Below are 15,388 nucleotides of genomic sequence, written 5' to 3'. Positions count from 1 at the left end.
CTGTAGGAGCTGCCGAAGGCTGCGATCTTTTTCTTTAGTGCCCCGCAGTTTTCGAGAACAGTTGAATCACCACAACGCCAAGAACAATCAACCCCATCCCCAACATCGCCGGCACATCCAGCTTCTGCCCGTAGATAAACAGCGCCGCGACACTGACCATCACAATGCCCATCCCGGCCCACACCGCGTAGGCAACGCCCACCGGCACCGTGCGCACCACCAGGATCAGCATCCAGAACGCGATTGCGTAACCGACGATCACCACCAGCAGTGGCAGCGGCGTGCTGAAGCCTTTGACCGCTTTCATCGAAACGGTGGCCATGACTTCGGCGCAGATGGCGATGGCAAGGTAGGCGTAGGCGTTCATGTGTAATCCTCGTGTGCAGCGTTACTTTCTGAGGTCGGCATTTTAGAGGTTGTTCAGATGCGGTAAAGTCATTACCTATCTGTTTGAGAGATGGGATGTGCGATGAGCACGCAGTGGAATCTAGATCAGTTACGCGTGTTTATCGCGGTCGCCGAACAGCGTTCGTTTTCCGCCGTGGCCCGGCAGCAGCGCAAGGCGCAGTCGGCGATCAGCAGTGCCATCGCCATGCTCGAGGACGATCTGGGCGTGAGCCTGTTTGAGCGTAGCAGCGGTCGTCAGCCCAGGCTCACCGAAGCGGGGGAGGCGCTGCTCGAAGAGGCGCGGGAAGTCTTGCGCCAGTGTGAGCGCCTCAATGGCCGGGCCATGGCGATGATGCGCGGCCAGGAAGCGCAACTGCGCGTGGCGCAGGATGAGGCGATGCCTTATCAGGCGCTGGTGGAAAGTTTCGGCGCGCTGGCCGAACAATTTCCCAGCCTGGAAGTACAACTCACCAGCGCTGCTCAAGGCGAAGTCGCACGCAAACTCGTCGAGCGCCGCGCCGATCTCGGCTTGCTGTTCTATCACGATGAAATCCCCGAGGCGCTGGAACGACGAGTGCTGGGCAGCGTGGAAATGGTCACGGTCTGCGGGATCAATCATCCGTTGGCGACGCAGCCCTACGTCACCTGCCAGCAACTGGCGCAACACCGGCAACTGTTGATGTCGACGCAAACCAGCGTCTACCCCGGCAGCGAGCCGGCCAGTCCACAGGTGTGGCGGGCCGACAGTTTCTACGTCATGGCCGAATGGTTGGTGCGCGATCTTGGCTGGGCGTGGCTGCCCCGGCACGTGGTGCAGTACTCGGCGTATCAGGGTTTGATGGTCGAGCTCGCCAGCGAATGGACGCCGCCAGCGCTGGTGGTGGAGCTGGTCTGGCGGCGCGACGAGCCGCTCGGCCCTGCGGCGCGTTGGCTGGCCGAGCGTTTTGCCGTGCACTTGCGCGCGATCGACGGAAAAAGTCGATAAACTCCGCCGCCATGAATAGAACTCTGTACACCGCGCTGTTTTACCTGGGGCTGCCATTGGTGGCGATTCGGCTGTGGCTGCGGGCGCGCAAGGCGCCGGCGTATGCCAAGCGCATTGGCGAACGTTTCTCTTACGCAATGCCGGCGCTGCAACCCGGTGGCATCTGGGTGCACGCGGTGTCGGTGGGCGAAAGCATCGCCGCGGCGCCGATGATCCGCGCCTTGCTGCAACGTTATCCGCAGCTGCCGATTACCGTGACTTGCATGACGCCGACCGGTTCGGAGCGAATTCAGGCACTGTTCGCCAACGAGCCGCGCATCCAGCACTGCTATCTGCCCTATGACTTGCCGTGCGCAGCGGCGCGTTTTCTCGATCGCGTCCAGCCGAAACTGGCGGTGATCATGGAAACCGAACTGTGGCCCAACCATATTCATCAGTGCGCCAAACGCGGCATCCCGGTGGCGCTGGCCAACGGGCGCTTGTCCGAACGGTCGGCCAAGGGGTATGGCCGCTTCAGCAAACTGACCGCGCCGATGCTCGCCGAGATGAGTTTTTTTGCCGTGCAGACCGAGGCCGAGGCTCAGCGCTTCCGCGATCTGGGTGCGCGTCCGGAGACGGTCGAGGTCACTGGTTCGATCAAATTCGACCTGACCATCGACCCGCAACTGCTGCAACGCGCCGCCCAATTGCGTGGCCAGTGGCAGGCGCTGGAGCGACCGGTGTGGATCGCCGCCAGCACCCATGACGGCGAGGATGAAGTGGTGTTGAACGCCCACCGGCGTTTGTTGGCCAATCATCCGGATGCGTTGCTGATTCTGGTGCCGCGTCACCCGGAGCGCTTCAACTCGGTGTTTGAACTGTGTCAGCGCGAAGGTTTTGCCACGCTGCGTCGTTCGACCGAGGCTAATGTCGATGCGCAAACTTCGGTACTGCTCGGCGATACCATGGGTGAGCTGCTGTTTCTCTACGCCTTGGCCGACAGCGCCTTTGTCGGTGGCAGCCTGGTGCCGAATGGCGGGCACAATTTACTGGAGCCCGCCGCACTGGCAAAACCGGTGATCAGCGGCCCGCACCTGTTCAACTTTCTCGACATCGCCGCGCAGTTGCGCGAGGCCGGGGCGTTGGTTGAAGTGGATGATGCCGAAGGGCTGGCGGTGCAAGTGCAGCGCCTGTTCGAGTTGCCGCGCGATGCGCAGCGCATGGCCGACGCCGGGCTGGCGGTGATGCGCCGCAATCAGGGCGCGTTGCAGCGATTGCTCGATGGCCTGGGCAGACTCATCAAGTAGCCTGGCGCCAAAGTATTTTCAGGTGACATGAATTTGTGGCGAGGGGATTTATCCCCGATCGGCTGCGCAGCAGTCGTAAATACGGCTAGCCAAGTCTGACGGAATCACCGCGGTGAATGGTTTTGGGGCCGCTTCGCAGCCCATCGGGGATAAATCCCCTCGCCACAGGGAATTTATTCACGTTGTTTACGGCCGAGCCCTGAGCTGCGCCTCGGCAGCCTTGGCCAGATCCGGCGGCAGGAAGTCCTTGTCGGGGTTGTAATCGGCCTTCAGGTAACGGCGCAGATCCTCCAGATCTCCCGGGTTCAACGTCCCCGCGGCCTGTTTCAAGCGCAGGTTGTCGAGGATGTAGTCGTAACGCGTGTTGTTGTAATTGCGCACCGAGCTATACAGCTGGCGCTGGGCATCAAGCACGTCGACGATGTTGCGCGTGCCCACCTGATAACCGATTTCCGTGGCTTCCACCGCGCTCTGGTTGGAGATGATCGACTGGCGGCGCGCCTGCACCTGCTCGACGTCGGTGTTTACCGCGCGATGCAGGTTGCGAGTGTTTTCGACGACTTGCCGGCGCAGGGCTTCGCGCTGCTGCTCGGTTTGGTCAAGCCGCGAGTAGGACTCGCGAACCTGGGAGCTGGTCAGCCCGCCGCTATAGATCGGGATGTTCAACTGCAAACCCAGCGTGCTTTGTTCAACATTGCCACCGTACGGCGCGCCGAATGAGTTCGGGTTGGCGAAACCGAGGGCGTCGTTGTCACCTTTTTCGTATTTGGCCACGGCGTCGAGGGTCGGCAAGTGGCCGGCCTTGCGCTGTTTCAGGGTCTGCTCGGCGGAGCTGACGGCGTAGTTGCTGGCGAGCAGATTGAGGTTCTGTCTGGCGGCGGTGTCGACCCACGACTTGGCGTCATTCGGCGCTGGCGGCAGGATCGGCAGCGTATGGACAATGCCTTGAATCGAGTTGTACTGACGGTTGGTCAGGGTGATCAGCGCTTCAAATGCATCATCGACCTGACGCTGCGCGACGATCCGGTTGGCCCGCGCGGTGTCGTAGCTGGCTTGCGATTGCAGCACGTCGGTCTTGTCCGACAGGCCGACGTCGAAGCGTTCGTTGGACTGATCGAGCTGGCGCTTGTACGCGGCTTCTTCAGCCTTGGTCGAGGCCAGGTTGTCCTGGCTGCGCAACACGTTGAAGTAGCTCTCGGCCGATTGCAGAATCAGGTTCTGCTCGGTGGCCGACAGTTGCAGCGCGGCTTGTTCGTTGACGTCTTTGGCAGCCTGGTACTGGAACCATCGATCGGCGCGGAACAGTGGCTGAGCCAGAGTCGCCTGATACGAGTGAGCGCTGCGGTTGGCGATGGCTGAAGGCTGATCGATAGACGTGCGTACATCCGCCACTTCGGCGCCACCGGACAGATTCGGCAGCAATCCGGCGCGAGCCTGCGGTACCACCTCTTTCTGTGCACCGTACTGGGCGCGGGCGGCGGCCAGGTCGGCGTTGTTGTCGACCGCTTCCTGATAGACGCTGACCAGATCGGTTTTGGTCGACAAGGGCGCTTCTGCTGCCCAGGCCATTGCGTTGGACGCACAAGACACGGCAAGAGCCAGTGAAAGTTTGCGCAGCATGAGGCGATCCCTAGCATGAATATTATGGAAGTAATCCGGGCGCCAAAGGTAAGGCGCGGCCCCTGTAGCGTCAAGGCTCGGCGGGGCAGAGCGAGTGTAGTTGCGCCTGCGCTCGGCAACAATCCGTTAATTGCGCCATTCATCATGGGGTTTGCCGCGGTGTTGGCGTTCTTTGCCGGTTGTGTCTAGACTGGCCGGGTTCTTGTCGGGGTGCCTTGCTATGAGGCTGAGATCGAATAATTTCGGATCCCGTTGAACCTGATCAGGTTAGCGCCTGCGTAGGGAACAAGATTTCTCGTCACCCGGCGAGTCCTCTTGTGCTTCGTCCGGGATGTTGTTCGACAATCGAACAGCCCTCGAGCACTGAGCACAGCACCAACAGCAAAGTCATCGCTGATTGGTCGCGTCCATTCGTTACAGGTTCGCTCCGACAAAAATCCACTGCCTGGATGCTGTCTGGAGAGCCCGTGATGACGATAAAACTAAAAAATACGACGAACCTGAGTGATTCGGCCCAAGTCGATCAACAGTCGGTTCAACCCTTTACCCGCTCGCAAAAAGTCTACGTTCAGGGTTCCCGCCCGGACATCCTCGTGCCGATGCGCGAAATCAGCCTCGACGTGACACCGACCGACTTCGGCGGCGAGATCAACGCGCCGGTCGTCGTGTACGACACCTCGGGCCCGTACACCGATCCCAACGTCATCATCGATGTGCGCAAAGGCCTGGGCGATGTGCGTTCGGCGTGGATCGAATCCCGTGGCGATACCGAGCGTCTGTCGGGTCTGAGTTCCAATTTTGGCCAGGAACGCCTAGCCGACGCCGAGCTGACCAAACTGCGCTTTGCCCACGTGAACAACCCGCGCCGCGCCAAGGCCGGGGCCAACGTCAGCCAGATGCACTATGCGCGCAAAGGCATCATTACCGCCGAGATGGAATACGTCGCCATCCGCGAAAACATGAAGCTTGAAGTGGCTCGCGCCGCCGGGCTGCTGGATCAGCAACACGCCGGGCACAGCTTCGGCGCCAGCGTGCCGAAAATCATCACTCCTGAATTTGTCCGTGAAGAAATTGCCCGTGGTCGCGCGATCATTCCGGCCAACATCAACCACACCGAACTGGAACCGATGATCATCGGCCGTAACTTCCTGGTGAAGATCAACGGCAACATCGGCAACAGCGCTTTGGGTTCTTCGATCGAAGAAGAAGTGGCGAAACTTACCTGGGGCATTCGCTGGGGTTCAGACACGGTCATGGACCTGTCCACCGGCAAGCACATTCACGAAACCCGCGAGTGGATCATCCGCAACTCGCCAGTGCCGATCGGCACCGTGCCGATCTACCAGGCGTTGGAAAAAGTCGGTGGCGCCGCTGAAGACCTGACCTGGGAGCTGTTCCGCGACACGCTGATTGAGCAAGCCGAGCAGGGCGTCGACTACTTCACCATCCACGCCGGCGTGTTGCTGCGCTATGTGCCGCTGACCGCCAAGCGCGTGACCGGCATCGTTTCCCGTGGCGGTTCGATCATGGCCAAGTGGTGCCTGGCGCACCACAAAGAGAACTTCCTCTACACCCATTTCGACGAAATCTGCGAAATCATGAAGGCCTACGACGTCAGCTTCTCGCTGGGCGACGGCCTGCGTCCGGGCTCGATTGCCGACGCCAACGACGAAGCGCAATTCGGCGAGCTGGAAACCCTCGGCGAGCTGACCAAGATCGCCTGGAAGCACGACGTGCAGTGCATGATCGAAGGCCCGGGCCACGTGCCGATGCAGTTGATCAAAGAGAACATGGACAAGCAGCTGGAATGCTGCGACGAGGCGCCGTTCTACACCCTCGGCCCGTTGACCACTGACATCGCGCCGGGCTACGACCACATCACCTCGGGTATCGGTGCGGCGATGATCGGCTGGTTCGGTTGCGCCATGCTTTGCTACGTGACGCCGAAGGAGCACTTGGGCCTGCCGAACAAGGATGACGTGAAGACCGGGATCATCACCTACAAGATCGCCGCGCACGCAGCGGACTTGGCCAAGGGGCACCCGGGCGCACAGATCCGCGACAACGCCTTGAGCAAGGCGCGATTCGAATTCCGTTGGGAAGACCAGTTCAACCTCGGTCTCGATCCGGACACCGCGCGTTCGTACCACGATGAAACCCTTCCGAAGGACTCGGCCAAGGTCGCGCATTTCTGCTCGATGTGCGGACCGAAATTCTGCTCGATGAAGATCACTCAGGAAGTCCGCGAATACGCGGCCAACCAGCGGATCGAAGCGGTCGACGCCGAAGTCGCCCAAGGCCTGGCGGAACAGGCCGAGCGGTTCAAGAAGGAAGGCAGTCAGCTGTACAAGAAAGTTTGATCTGACCTGAACAGGTGGGGTCTGCAAAGGCCCCATCGCCAGCAGGCTGGCTCCCACAGGGGACTATGAACGTACTCTCCTGTAGGAGCTGCCGAAGGCTGCGATCTTTTGACTTTGTTTTGCAAGATCAACAGATCGCAGCCTTCGGCAGCTCCTGCAGAAAACTATTCACAAGTTCCCTGTGGGAGCCAGCCTGCTGGCGATAGCGGTCAACACAACAACAAATGTCCCTCTGAGATAACACCCTTGAGCATTCAACCCGGTACCTACTCCCCCGATCTCGCCGTGCCCGCCGACAAGCGTGTATTCGGCGGTCGCGATCTGTTTTCCCTGTGGTTCTCCCTCGGCATCGGCCTGATGGTGCTGCAGACCGGCGCATTGCTCGCGCCGGGTCTGGGCTTGTCCGGTTCGCTGCTGGCCATTTTCCTCGGCACGCTGGTCGGCGTTTTGCTGCTGGCGGCCGTCGGGGTGATCGGCAGCGACACCGGCCTGTCGTCGATGGCTGCACTCAAACTCAGCCTCGGCAGCAAAGGTGCGAGCCTGCCGGCGCTGCTCAATCTGTTGCAACTGATCGGTTGGGGCTCGTTCGAAATCATCGTCATGCGAGACGCCGCCAGCCTGCTCGGCACCCGCGCATTCAGCGAAGGTTCGCTGTGGTCCAATCCGGTGTTGTGGACGCTGTTCTTCGGCGCTCTGGCGACCCTGCTTGCCGTCAGCGGGCCGCTGACGTTTGTCCGGCAGATCCTGCGCAAATGGGGTATCTGGCTGCTGTTGGCCGCGTGCCTCTGGCTGACCTGGAACCTGTTCGCCAAGGCTGATCTGGCCGCACTTTGGGCGCGTGCCGGTGACGGTTCGATGCCATTCGCCGTGGGCTTCGACATCGCTATTGCCATGCCGCTGTCGTGGCTGCCGCTGATCGCCGACTACTCGCGTTTCGGCAAGCGTGCGAAGAACGTTTTCGGCGGCACCGCCGTCGGTTTCTTCATTGGTAATTTCTGGCTGATGAGCCTCGGCGTGGCATATACCCTGGCGTTCGCGCCGAGCGGTGAAGTCAATGCGTTGCTGCTGGCACTGGCCGGTGCCGGGTTGGGTATTCCGTTGCTGCTGATTCTGCTCGACGAGTCTGAAAACGCCTTCGCCGACATTCATTCGGCAGCGGTGTCCAGCGGGATTCTGTTGCGCCTGAAAGTCGAGCATCTGGCTTTGGCCATCGGCGTCATCTGCACGCTGATTGCACTGCTGGCGCCATTGGCGCAATACCAGAATTTCCTGCTGCTGATCGGCTCGGTGTTTGCGCCGTTGTTCGGCGTGGTGCTGGTGGATCACTTCATCCTGCGCAAGCGCCGGGGGCTGGTCGCTTCAGCCGCGTTGCGCTGGCCGGCGTTGTTGGCGTGGCTGGGTGGTGTCAGCACCTATCACTTGCTGGCGAATCTGTATCCGGACATCGGCGCGACCCTGCCGGCGCTGATGCTGGCAGGGCTGCTGCAATGGGTGCTCGGTCGAGCCTTCAGTTACGGCCGGGAAACAGCTCAGGCTTGAGAATGCCGTTCAGACGTGGATAAGGGATCTTCAGTTCGACGTGGCCCAGCGCGTAAGGCGCGATGGTGCTCGTTTCGTACTTGAGGATCACCCCGCCGTAGGTCAGCGCGACGTGCGGGGTTTTCACGAATGGCCAGCTCTTGACGAATTCGGCTTCCTGATCGAGCTTAGTGCTGATCAGCCAGCTGTTGTGCGCCACTTGCGCAGCCTTCCAGAACGCCTCTTCCTGCCCCGGCATCAGCATGTCGGACAGATTCAGCACTTTGTGCTGCTGGCGCGAATAGTTGATGAAACCGCGACCCGGTGTGCCATGGGCGCCACCGGTGTCGAGGTAGCTCGACAATTCGATGATCACCAAGCCGTCATGCTGCTCACGTACTTTCGCTTGCAGATAGCTGCTGTTGCGCGGGCCGGCGTTGGCCAGAAACTGCTCGCGGTAGGCCGCCAGCGTCGGCGCGACAGGTGCGCCCGGCTCGGTGCGGGTCATTTGCAGCAGGCGTTTTTCGATGATCGGGTCCAGCGCGGGCTCTGCCGGGAAGCGCAGGGTGTCGATGTTCACCAGTGGGCAATCCGGGTTGGAACAGCCCGGTTTCAGCTGTTCCGACGCATCACGGGTGGTTTCCAGCGGCGTGCGATAGTTGGGCTGGAACAGGCTCGCGCACGCGCCCAGGGTCAGGGCAATGGCGGCCACGGAGGCAATTTTGAAAAGCGACATGGGCGTCCTTTCGAAAGCAGGGGAAGGCAAAAAGTTACCGCTTCGACTCTCAACGAAGCAGTCAGTTCGCCACTAAGCTAATTAGAGTGGGTTTCGCCGCCACCGTCCATCCCGATGACGGTAAAGGGGCTGCATCAAACGGTACGGGCGCGTTAGGATGGCGCGAAGTCGAGGTTGCCGGTAACGATAAGGAACCTCGTAATGGATTCGCAGTAAACGAGGATGCTCATGACTGACTTTGCCAACGCCATTCCGACCGCCGTCGACATCGTGCGCCGCGAGAGCTGCTATCAGGGCTTCTACAAGCTCGATCGTGTGCACCTGCGCCATGAGCTGTTCGCCGGGGGCATGAGCCGCGAGATCAACCGTGAAGTGTTCGTGCGTCACGATGCCGTGTGCGTGCTGCCGTACGATCCGCAGCGCGACGAAGTGGTGCTGATCGAGCAGTTTCGCGTCGGCGCGATGGGCAAGGCTGACAATCCGTGGCTGGTCGAACTGGTCGCTGGTCTGATCGACAAGGATGAACAGCCGGAAGAAGTTGCTCACCGCGAGGCGCAGGAGGAAGCTGGGCTGGACATCAAGGCCCTGTGGCCGATGACCAAATATTTCCCGTCGCCGGGCGGCAGCAACGAGTTCGTGCATCTGTATCTGGGGCGTTGCAGCACCGATGGCGTTGGCGGCCTGCATGGGCTGGAGGAAGAGGCAGAAGATATCCGCGTCACGGTCTGGGCCTTTGAAGATGCCTTGCAGGCCGTCCGTGACGGACGCATTGCCAACGCGGCGAGCATCATCGCTTTGCAGTGGCTGGCGCTTAACCGCGCCGAAGTGAGGGGGCTATGGTTGTAAACAAGTTGCGCGATCGTTATCGAGTCGACCTCGCGGGGCTGCAAGCCGCCTGCGAGGCCAACTACGCGCGCCTGATGCGACTGGTGCCGGACATGCGCAACGAACCCGAAGCGCGGCGCATCGCCGTGACTCAGGGCGAGCAGATGCTCGGCGTACTGGCCCTCGAAGTGCTGCAAACCTGCCCGTATACCACCACGTTGCAAGTGCGTCAGGAGCACAGCCTGCCATGGCTGCCGGTGCCGCAACTGGAAGTGCAGGTCTATCACGACGCGCGCATGGCCGAAGTGATCAGCGCCGAACATGCACGACGCTTTCGCGGCATCTATCCTTACCCGAACGCCGCGATGCATCAGCCGGATGAAAAAGCTCAGCTGAATCTGTTCCTGGGGGAATGGCTGAGTCATTGCCTGGCGTTGGGGCACGAGTACGAAGTCGTACGCTAGTTGTGAACTGCGTCCGGTTCCTCGGTTTCCTCTTTCAGTAATCCCCCAGCATAATTGCGGCACTTAACGATTCCGTGCTTTTGCCTTGGGAGAACGCCTTGCCGAGCGTATCCACGTTGACCACCGCCGATCCGGCGTTGCTGGTGCAGTTGTCCGACAGCCATCTGTTCGCCGAAGCGGGTGGCACACTGCTGGGCATGAACACCCGCGACAGCCTGCAAAAAGTCATCGAGTTGGTGCTTAAGCAGCAGCCACGGATCGATCTGATGCTGGCCACCGGGGATATTTCCCAGGACGGCACGCTGGAGTCGTATCAGCTATTTCGTGAAATGACCGCGCAGATCGATGCGCCGGCGCGCTGGATTCCCGGCAACCACGACGAACCCATGATCATGGCTGAGGCCGCAGTGCAAAGCGCGTTGCTGGAATCGGTGGTCGATCTCGGCAACTGGCGTGTGACGATGCTGGATTCGGCGGTACCGGGTTCGGTGCCGGGGTATTTGCAGGACGATCAGTTGCAACTGCTGGCCCGCTCGTTGAGCGAAGCGCCGGAGCGTCATCATCTGGTGTGTTTTCACCATCATCCGGTGTCGATCGGTTGTGCGTGGATGGAGCCGATTGGTTTGCGCAATCCGGAAGCGTTTTTCGAAGTGCTGGATCGTTTTCCGCAGGCGCGGGCGGTGCTGTGGGGGCACGTGCATCAGGAAATTGATCGCGAGCGTAATGGCGTGCGTTTGATGGCGTCGCCTTCGACCTGTATTCAGTTCGAGCCGGGGAGTGAAGACTTCAAGGTCGGCGAGCAGGCGCCGGGATATCGCTGGTTGCGGTTGTTGCCGGATGGGGGGCTGGAAACTGGCGTGGAACGCGTGACTGGCTTCGACTTCACCGTCGACTACGGTTCCAACGGGTACTGAAATTCCTTTTCCCAACGGCTAATGCCAACCCCCGGCTAACGCTACCCTGTAGGAGCTGCCGAAGGCTGCGATCTTTTGATCCTGTTTTTTTACAATCAAAAGATCGCAGCCTGCGGCAGCTCCTACAAGAGGCAACATGCTCAGCATGGGCATCATTTGTATGGCCCATCCTGCTGTGACTCCCTGTAAACTCCGCTATCTTTCGCCGACACCCAGGGAGCTCAAATGTCCGGTTCGATCCTCTATATCCACGGTTTCAACAGCGCCCCGGCCTCGACAAAGGCCTGTCAGCTGGTCGCGGTGATGGAGCAGCTGGGTTTGAGTGAGCAATTGCGTGTTCCCGCCCTGCATCACCATCCGCGTGAAGCCATCGGTCAGTTGGAACAGGCGATTGCCGAGCTAGGCCAGCCGTTGCTGGTGGGAAGCTCCCTCGGCGGCTACTATGCGACTCACCTGGCCGAGCGCCATGGCCTGAAAGCCCTGCTGGTCAACCCGGCGGTCAGCCCGCACCGGATGTTCGACGGCTATCTGGGCACGCAGAAAAACCTGTACACCGATGAAACCTGGGAATTGACCCACGACCACGTTGCGGCCCTGGCCGAACTGGAAGTGCCGGCGCCCCAGGATGCGCAGCGTTTTCAGGTCTGGTTGCAGACCGGCGATGAAACATTGGATTATCGCCTCGCCCAGCAGTATTACCGCGCCTGTGCCTTGCGCATTCAGGCCGGCGGCGACCACAGTTTCCAGGGTTTCGCCGGGCAATTGCCGGCGTTGCTGAGTTTTGCCGGCATTGGCGCCGATTTGTATCAGGCAATCGATTTCACCGCACTGTGAAGTCTTGCCCCTATTTCATGAATGACTGACGACGAGACCCTATGGCCACTCCCAGCGCTAGCTCTTATAACGCCGACGCCATCGAAGTCCTCTCGGGCCTCGACCCGGTGCGTAAACGCCCCGGTATGTACACCGACACCAGTCGGCCGAACCACCTCGCCCAGGAAGTCATCGACAACAGCGTCGACGAAGCCTTGGCCGGCCACGCCAAATCGGTGCAGGTCATCCTGCACGCCGACCACTCGCTGGAAGTCAGCGACGATGGCCGCGGCATGCCGGTCGACATCCACCCTGAAGAAGGTGTGTCGGGCGTTGAGCTGATCCTCACCAAACTCCACGCGGGCGGCAAGTTTTCCAACAAGAACTACCAGTTCTCCGGCGGTCTGCACGGGGTGGGTATTTCCGTGGTCAACGCCTTGTCGACCGAAGTCCGGGTGCGCGTGAAGCGTGATGGCAACGAGTACCAGATGACGTTCGCCGATGGCTACAAGGCCACCGAACTTGAAGTCGTCGGCACCGTTGGCAAGCGCAACACCGGCACCAGCGTGTATTTCGCGCCGGATCCGAAGTATTTCGACTCACCGAAATTCTCCATCAGCCGCCTCAAGCACGTGCTCAAGGCCAAGGCTGTGTTGTGCCCGGGCCTGCTGGTCAGCTTTGAAGACAAAGGCACCGGCGAGAAAATCGAGTGGCATTACGAAGACGGCCTGCGCTCCTATCTGGTCGACGCTGTCAGCGAGTTCGAACGCCTGCCGGACGAACCGTTCTGCGGCGCTTTCGCCGGTAATAAAGAAGCGGTCGATTGGGCATTGCTGTGGCTGCCGGAAGGTGGCGACGCGGTGCAGGAAAGCTATGTCAACCTGATCCCGACGGCGCAGGGTGGTACCCACGTCAATGGTCTGCGTCAGGGCCTGCTCGATGCGATGCGCGAATTCTGCGAATTCCGCAGTCTGCTGCCGCGCGGCGTGAAGCTGGCGCCGGAAGACGTCTGGGAGCGCATTGCCTTCGTTCTGTCGATGAAGATGCAAGAGCCGCAATTCTCCGGCCAGACCAAAGAGCGTCTGTCGTCCCGTGAAGCGGCGGCGTTTGTTTCCGGTGTGGTCAAGGACGCGTTCAGCCTGTGGCTCAACGCCAACCCGGAAACCGGTCTGGCGCTGGCCGAACTGGCGATCAACAACGCCGGCCGTCGTCTGAAAGCGAGCAAGAAAGTCGAGCGCAAACGCGTCACCCAGGGGCCGGCACTGCCGGGCAAACTGGCCGACTGCGCCGGGCAGGATCCGATGCGTTCCGAACTGTTTTTGGTCGAAGGTGATTCCGCCGGCGGTTCCGCCAAGCAAGCGCGGGACAAGGAATTCCAGGCGATCCTGCCGTTGCGCGGCAAGATCCTCAACACCTGGGAAGTCGACGGCAGCGAAGTGCTCGCCAGTCAGGAAGTGCACAACATCGCCGTGGCCATCGGTGTCGATCCAGGCTCGGCCGACATCGCCCAACTGCGCTACGGCAAAATCTGCATCCTCGCCGACGCCGACTCCGACGGTCTGCACATCGCAACCTTGCTCTGCGCGTTGTTCGTCCAGCATTTCCGCCCGCTGGTGGATGCCGGTCACGTCTACGTCGCGATGCCACCGCTGTACCGCATCGACCTGGGCAAAGAGATCTACTACGCCCTCGACGAGGCTGAGCGCGACGGCATTCTCGACCGTCTGGTCGCCGAGAAGAAACGCGGCAAGCCACAGGTCACCCGATTCAAAGGTCTGGGTGAAATGAACCCGCCGCAACTGCGTGAAACCACCATGGACCCGAACACTCGGCGTCTGGTGCAGTTGACCCTGGAAGACTTCGACGCAACCTCGGAAATGATGGACATGTTGCTGGCGAAAAAACGCGCCGGCGATCGCAAGTCGTGGCTGGAATCCAAAGGCAACCTGGCCGAGGTTCTTGGTTGATGCGGGTTGGCTTTGCCCTGGCGTGTGCGTTACTCCTGAGCTCTGTTTCGGCGTTTGCCGAGCCGGTGCCGGAGTTGCGCGTGCTGTCCGAACATCCGGTAGACGGCATGCGCGGCGGCAACCTGTCGGGGCTGGCGCAGTGTGGCAACGAGTTGTGGACGGTGTCCGACCGCGACGATGATCAGATCTATCGCCTCGATACGCGGCAAACCGCCTGGCAGGCCGAAACCGTGCACATCGACGTGCCACAATTGCCCGAGACCGGGTTGCCGTGGGGTTTGCGTTCGCGCAACTGGGCAGCGTCGTTCGTGCGCGGCGGCGATCTGGATTTCGAAGGCATCAGCTGCGACAGCGCCGGCAATCGCTACCTCGTCAGCGAGGGGCATGCAGCGGTGTTGCAGTTGCCTGTCAGCGGCCCGGCAAACTGGCTGAAGATCTCGCCGATGCTGGTTCGCGAAGCGCGAGCCAAGGGCATGTTGCAGAAATTCAACGCGATATTCGAAGGTCTGGCGATCAATCCGGCGGGCGATCAGATGTGGTTGGCTGCCGAGCGCCAAAGCCGTGGCTTGCTGTTGATCAAGCGCCAGCAGACGGTGTGGGACTGCGACGGACGCTGTGTGTTGGTGAGCGAAGGCGGCAAGGAAATGCAGCCGGCGCAGTTTCCCAAAGCCAAAGCGGTCGACCGGGATTTTTCCGACCTGTCATTGTTCAACGGCAAGCTGTTCACCCTCGAGCGCAATGCCTTCCAGATTTGCCGTCGCGATTCGCTGACGGCCAAGGTCGAGCGCTGCTGGTCGTATGCCGCCGAACTTTTGCAGAAAAACCGCCGCTATTCACAGAACTATGGGCTGGAAGAAGCGTTGATCGTTGATGCTGAAGGCGCGTGGATTGGCGTCGACAATAATTTCGGCCCGCGTGCCGATGGCGAGAACCGCCCGATTGTCTGGCGCTTCGCCGCGCCGGAAGGTGGCTGGAGCGCCAAGCCATGAGCCAGCAACCGCCGGGCAAGCGCGCCGGCCGGGTACTGATGATTCTGGCCTGGTGTGCGGCACTGTTTCTGGCGACGCGGTTTTTTGGTCAGTGGGAACAACGCCAGCAGAATCCGAACGTCGTCGTGAGTTCGGAGCAGGGCGCAGGATTTATCGAAGTGAAACTGGCGAGCAATGCCCAAGGGCACTTTGTCGCCAGCGGTCAGATCAACGGCGAACCGGTTGAGTTCATGCTCGACACCGGCGCGACCGATGTAGCGATCCCGGCGGATCTGGCCAAGCGTTTGAAGCTGGAAGAAGGTTTCGGTGTGACCCTGAGCACGGCCAATGGCCTGAGCCAGGGCTATCGTACAAAAATCGCTCGCCTGCAACTGGGCGACATCGTGCTGCGGGATGTCCGCGCGCTGGTGGCGCCGGGGTTGCATGGTGATCAGGTGCTGCTCGGCATGAGCGCCCTGAACAAACTTGAATTTACTCAGCGCGGTGGCACCATGCTGCTGCGCCAGACAACGAACCGATGAGGC

Annotated in this window: 14 protein-coding genes and 1 riboswitch; of the genes, 11 read left to right on the top strand and 3 right to left on the bottom strand. The window is 60.8% G+C overall.

Translation table 11 applies throughout. The annotated features are described in order from the left end of the window. Positions 1 to 34 precede the first annotated feature (34 nt). On the bottom strand, positions 35 to 367 hold the full coding sequence (locus ICA16_RS17985) for a DMT family transporter (RefSeq protein WP_150602668.1): 333 nt from the start codon (positions 365 to 367) through the stop codon (positions 35 to 37). A 102-nt stretch (positions 368 to 469) separates the two neighbouring features. On the opposite strand from ICA16_RS17985, the gene ICA16_RS17980 reads away from it, so the two are divergent. Continuing rightward, positions 470 to 1,372 carry a LysR family transcriptional regulator gene (locus tag ICA16_RS17980; RefSeq protein WP_150617550.1) on the top strand — a complete coding sequence of 301 codons (903 nt, stop codon included), beginning with the start codon at positions 470 to 472 and terminating at the stop codon, positions 1,370 to 1,372. An 11-nt stretch (positions 1,373 to 1,383) separates the two neighbouring features. After that, entirely contained in the window at positions 1,384 to 2,658 is a 1,275-nt protein-coding gene (waaA, locus tag ICA16_RS17975) for a lipid IV(A) 3-deoxy-D-manno-octulosonic acid transferase (protein ID WP_210701172.1), read from the top strand. Positions 2,659 to 2,844: 186 nt separating this feature from the next. Here the strand turns inward: waaA and ICA16_RS17970 are convergent, their stop codons facing one another. Further along, entirely contained in the window at positions 2,845 to 4,278 is a 1,434-nt protein-coding gene (locus ICA16_RS17970; RefSeq protein WP_210701171.1) for a TolC family outer membrane protein, read from the bottom strand. A gap of 196 nt (positions 4,279 to 4,474) precedes the next feature. Next, positions 4,475 to 4,580: riboswitch (TPP riboswitch) on the top strand. A 168-nt stretch (positions 4,581 to 4,748) separates the two neighbouring features. Between ICA16_RS17970 and thiC the strand changes: the two genes are divergently transcribed. Together thiC and cytX are read left to right on the top strand one after the other, a co-directional pair. Beyond that, entirely contained in the window at positions 4,749 to 6,638 is a 1,890-nt protein-coding gene (gene thiC, locus ICA16_RS17965) for a phosphomethylpyrimidine synthase ThiC (RefSeq protein WP_210554274.1), read from the top strand. 246 nt (positions 6,639 to 6,884) lie between these two features. Then, a complete protein-coding gene (gene cytX, locus ICA16_RS17960) occupies positions 6,885 to 8,177 on the top strand; it encodes a putative hydroxymethylpyrimidine transporter CytX (RefSeq protein ID WP_210701170.1) in 1,293 nt (430 codons plus the stop codon). Here the strand turns inward: cytX and ICA16_RS17955 are convergent. Beyond that, the gene (locus ICA16_RS17955; RefSeq protein WP_150602662.1) at positions 8,146 to 8,892 is read right to left on the bottom strand and encodes an RsiV family protein; all 747 of its coding nucleotides are present in this window, start codon (positions 8,890 to 8,892) and stop codon (positions 8,146 to 8,148) included. The two genes, cytX and ICA16_RS17955, sit on opposite strands and share 32 nt — an antisense overlap. Before the next feature lie 228 nt (positions 8,893 to 9,120). Here ICA16_RS17955 and ICA16_RS17950 point away from each other — a divergent pair, with 228 nt between their 5' ends. The 7 genes from ICA16_RS17950 to ICA16_RS17920 all read left to right on the top strand — a co-directional run bounded on the left by ICA16_RS17950 (position 9,121) and on the right by ICA16_RS17920 (position 15,385). Then, positions 9,121 to 9,738, top strand: a complete 618-nt coding sequence (locus tag ICA16_RS17950) for an NUDIX domain-containing protein (RefSeq protein WP_115145950.1) — start codon at positions 9,121 to 9,123, stop codon at positions 9,736 to 9,738. After that, complete coding sequence (locus tag ICA16_RS17945; RefSeq protein ID WP_003221062.1) at positions 9,729 to 10,181, top strand: DUF1249 domain-containing protein; 453 nt, start codon at positions 9,729 to 9,731, stop codon at positions 10,179 to 10,181. Before ICA16_RS17950 ends, ICA16_RS17945 begins: the two co-directional genes overlap by 10 nt. Positions 10,182 to 10,279: 98 nt before the next feature. Beyond that, positions 10,280 to 11,095 carry a 3',5'-cyclic-AMP phosphodiesterase gene (gene cpdA, locus ICA16_RS17940; protein WP_150617554.1) on the top strand — a complete coding sequence of 272 codons (816 nt, stop codon included), beginning with the start codon at positions 10,280 to 10,282 and terminating at the stop codon, positions 11,093 to 11,095. Positions 11,096 to 11,320: 225 nt separating this feature from the next. Beyond that, positions 11,321 to 11,929 carry a YqiA/YcfP family alpha/beta fold hydrolase gene (locus ICA16_RS17935; RefSeq protein WP_150617555.1) on the top strand — a complete coding sequence of 203 codons (609 nt, stop codon included), beginning with the start codon at positions 11,321 to 11,323 and terminating at the stop codon, positions 11,927 to 11,929. Positions 11,930 to 11,970: 41 nt separating this feature from the next. After that, positions 11,971 to 13,875: a DNA topoisomerase IV subunit B gene (gene parE / locus ICA16_RS17930; RefSeq protein ID WP_150602659.1), complete on the top strand. Its 1,905-nt coding sequence runs from the start codon at positions 11,971 to 11,973 to the stop codon at positions 13,873 to 13,875. Beyond that, entirely contained in the window at positions 13,875 to 14,864 is a 990-nt protein-coding gene (locus ICA16_RS17925) for an esterase-like activity of phytase family protein (protein WP_210701169.1), read from the top strand. The genes parE and ICA16_RS17925 overlap by 1 nt, the downstream gene beginning before the upstream one ends. Next, positions 14,861 to 15,385 carry a retropepsin-like aspartic protease family protein gene (locus tag ICA16_RS17920; protein WP_042557359.1) on the top strand — a complete coding sequence of 175 codons (525 nt, stop codon included), beginning with the start codon at positions 14,861 to 14,863 and terminating at the stop codon, positions 15,383 to 15,385. The genes ICA16_RS17925 and ICA16_RS17920 overlap by 4 nt, the downstream gene beginning before the upstream one ends. The last annotated feature ends 3 nt before the right edge of the window (positions 15,386 to 15,388 follow it).

It is taken from the genome of Pseudomonas anatoliensis (assembly GCF_017976235.1).
GTDB classification, from domain to species: domain Bacteria; phylum Pseudomonadota; class Gammaproteobacteria; order Pseudomonadales; family Pseudomonadaceae; genus Aquipseudomonas; species Aquipseudomonas anatoliensis.
This window is presented reverse-complemented; position numbering and strand designations above follow the sequence as displayed.

Coding starts and splice junctions, on each gene's coding strand:
- ICA16_RS17985 (WP_150602668.1), bottom strand. CDS start 367: ATGAACGCCTACGCCTACCTTGCCATCGCCATCTGCGCCGAAGTCATG.
- ICA16_RS17980 (WP_150617550.1), top strand. CDS start 470: ATGAGCACGCAGTGGAATCTAGATCAGTTACGCGTGTTTATCGCGGTC.
- waaA (WP_210701172.1), top strand. CDS start 1,384: ATGAATAGAACTCTGTACACCGCGCTGTTTTACCTGGGGCTGCCATTG.
- ICA16_RS17970 (WP_210701171.1), bottom strand. CDS start 4,278: ATGCTGCGCAAACTTTCACTGGCTCTTGCCGTGTCTTGTGCGTCCAAC.
- thiC (WP_210554274.1), top strand. CDS start 4,749: ATGACGATAAAACTAAAAAATACGACGAACCTGAGTGATTCGGCCCAA.
- ICA16_RS17955 (WP_150602662.1), bottom strand. CDS start 8,892: ATGTCGCTTTTCAAAATTGCCTCCGTGGCCGCCATTGCCCTGACCCTG.
- ICA16_RS17950 (WP_115145950.1), top strand. CDS start 9,121: ATGACTGACTTTGCCAACGCCATTCCGACCGCCGTCGACATCGTGCGC.
- ICA16_RS17945 (WP_003221062.1), top strand. CDS start 9,729: ATGGTTGTAAACAAGTTGCGCGATCGTTATCGAGTCGACCTCGCGGGG.
- ICA16_RS17935 (WP_150617555.1), top strand. CDS start 11,321: ATGTCCGGTTCGATCCTCTATATCCACGGTTTCAACAGCGCCCCGGCC.
- parE (WP_150602659.1), top strand. CDS start 11,971: ATGGCCACTCCCAGCGCTAGCTCTTATAACGCCGACGCCATCGAAGTC.
- ICA16_RS17925 (WP_210701169.1), top strand. CDS start 13,875: ATGCGGGTTGGCTTTGCCCTGGCGTGTGCGTTACTCCTGAGCTCTGTT.
- ICA16_RS17920 (WP_042557359.1), top strand. CDS start 14,861: ATGAGCCAGCAACCGCCGGGCAAGCGCGCCGGCCGGGTACTGATGATT.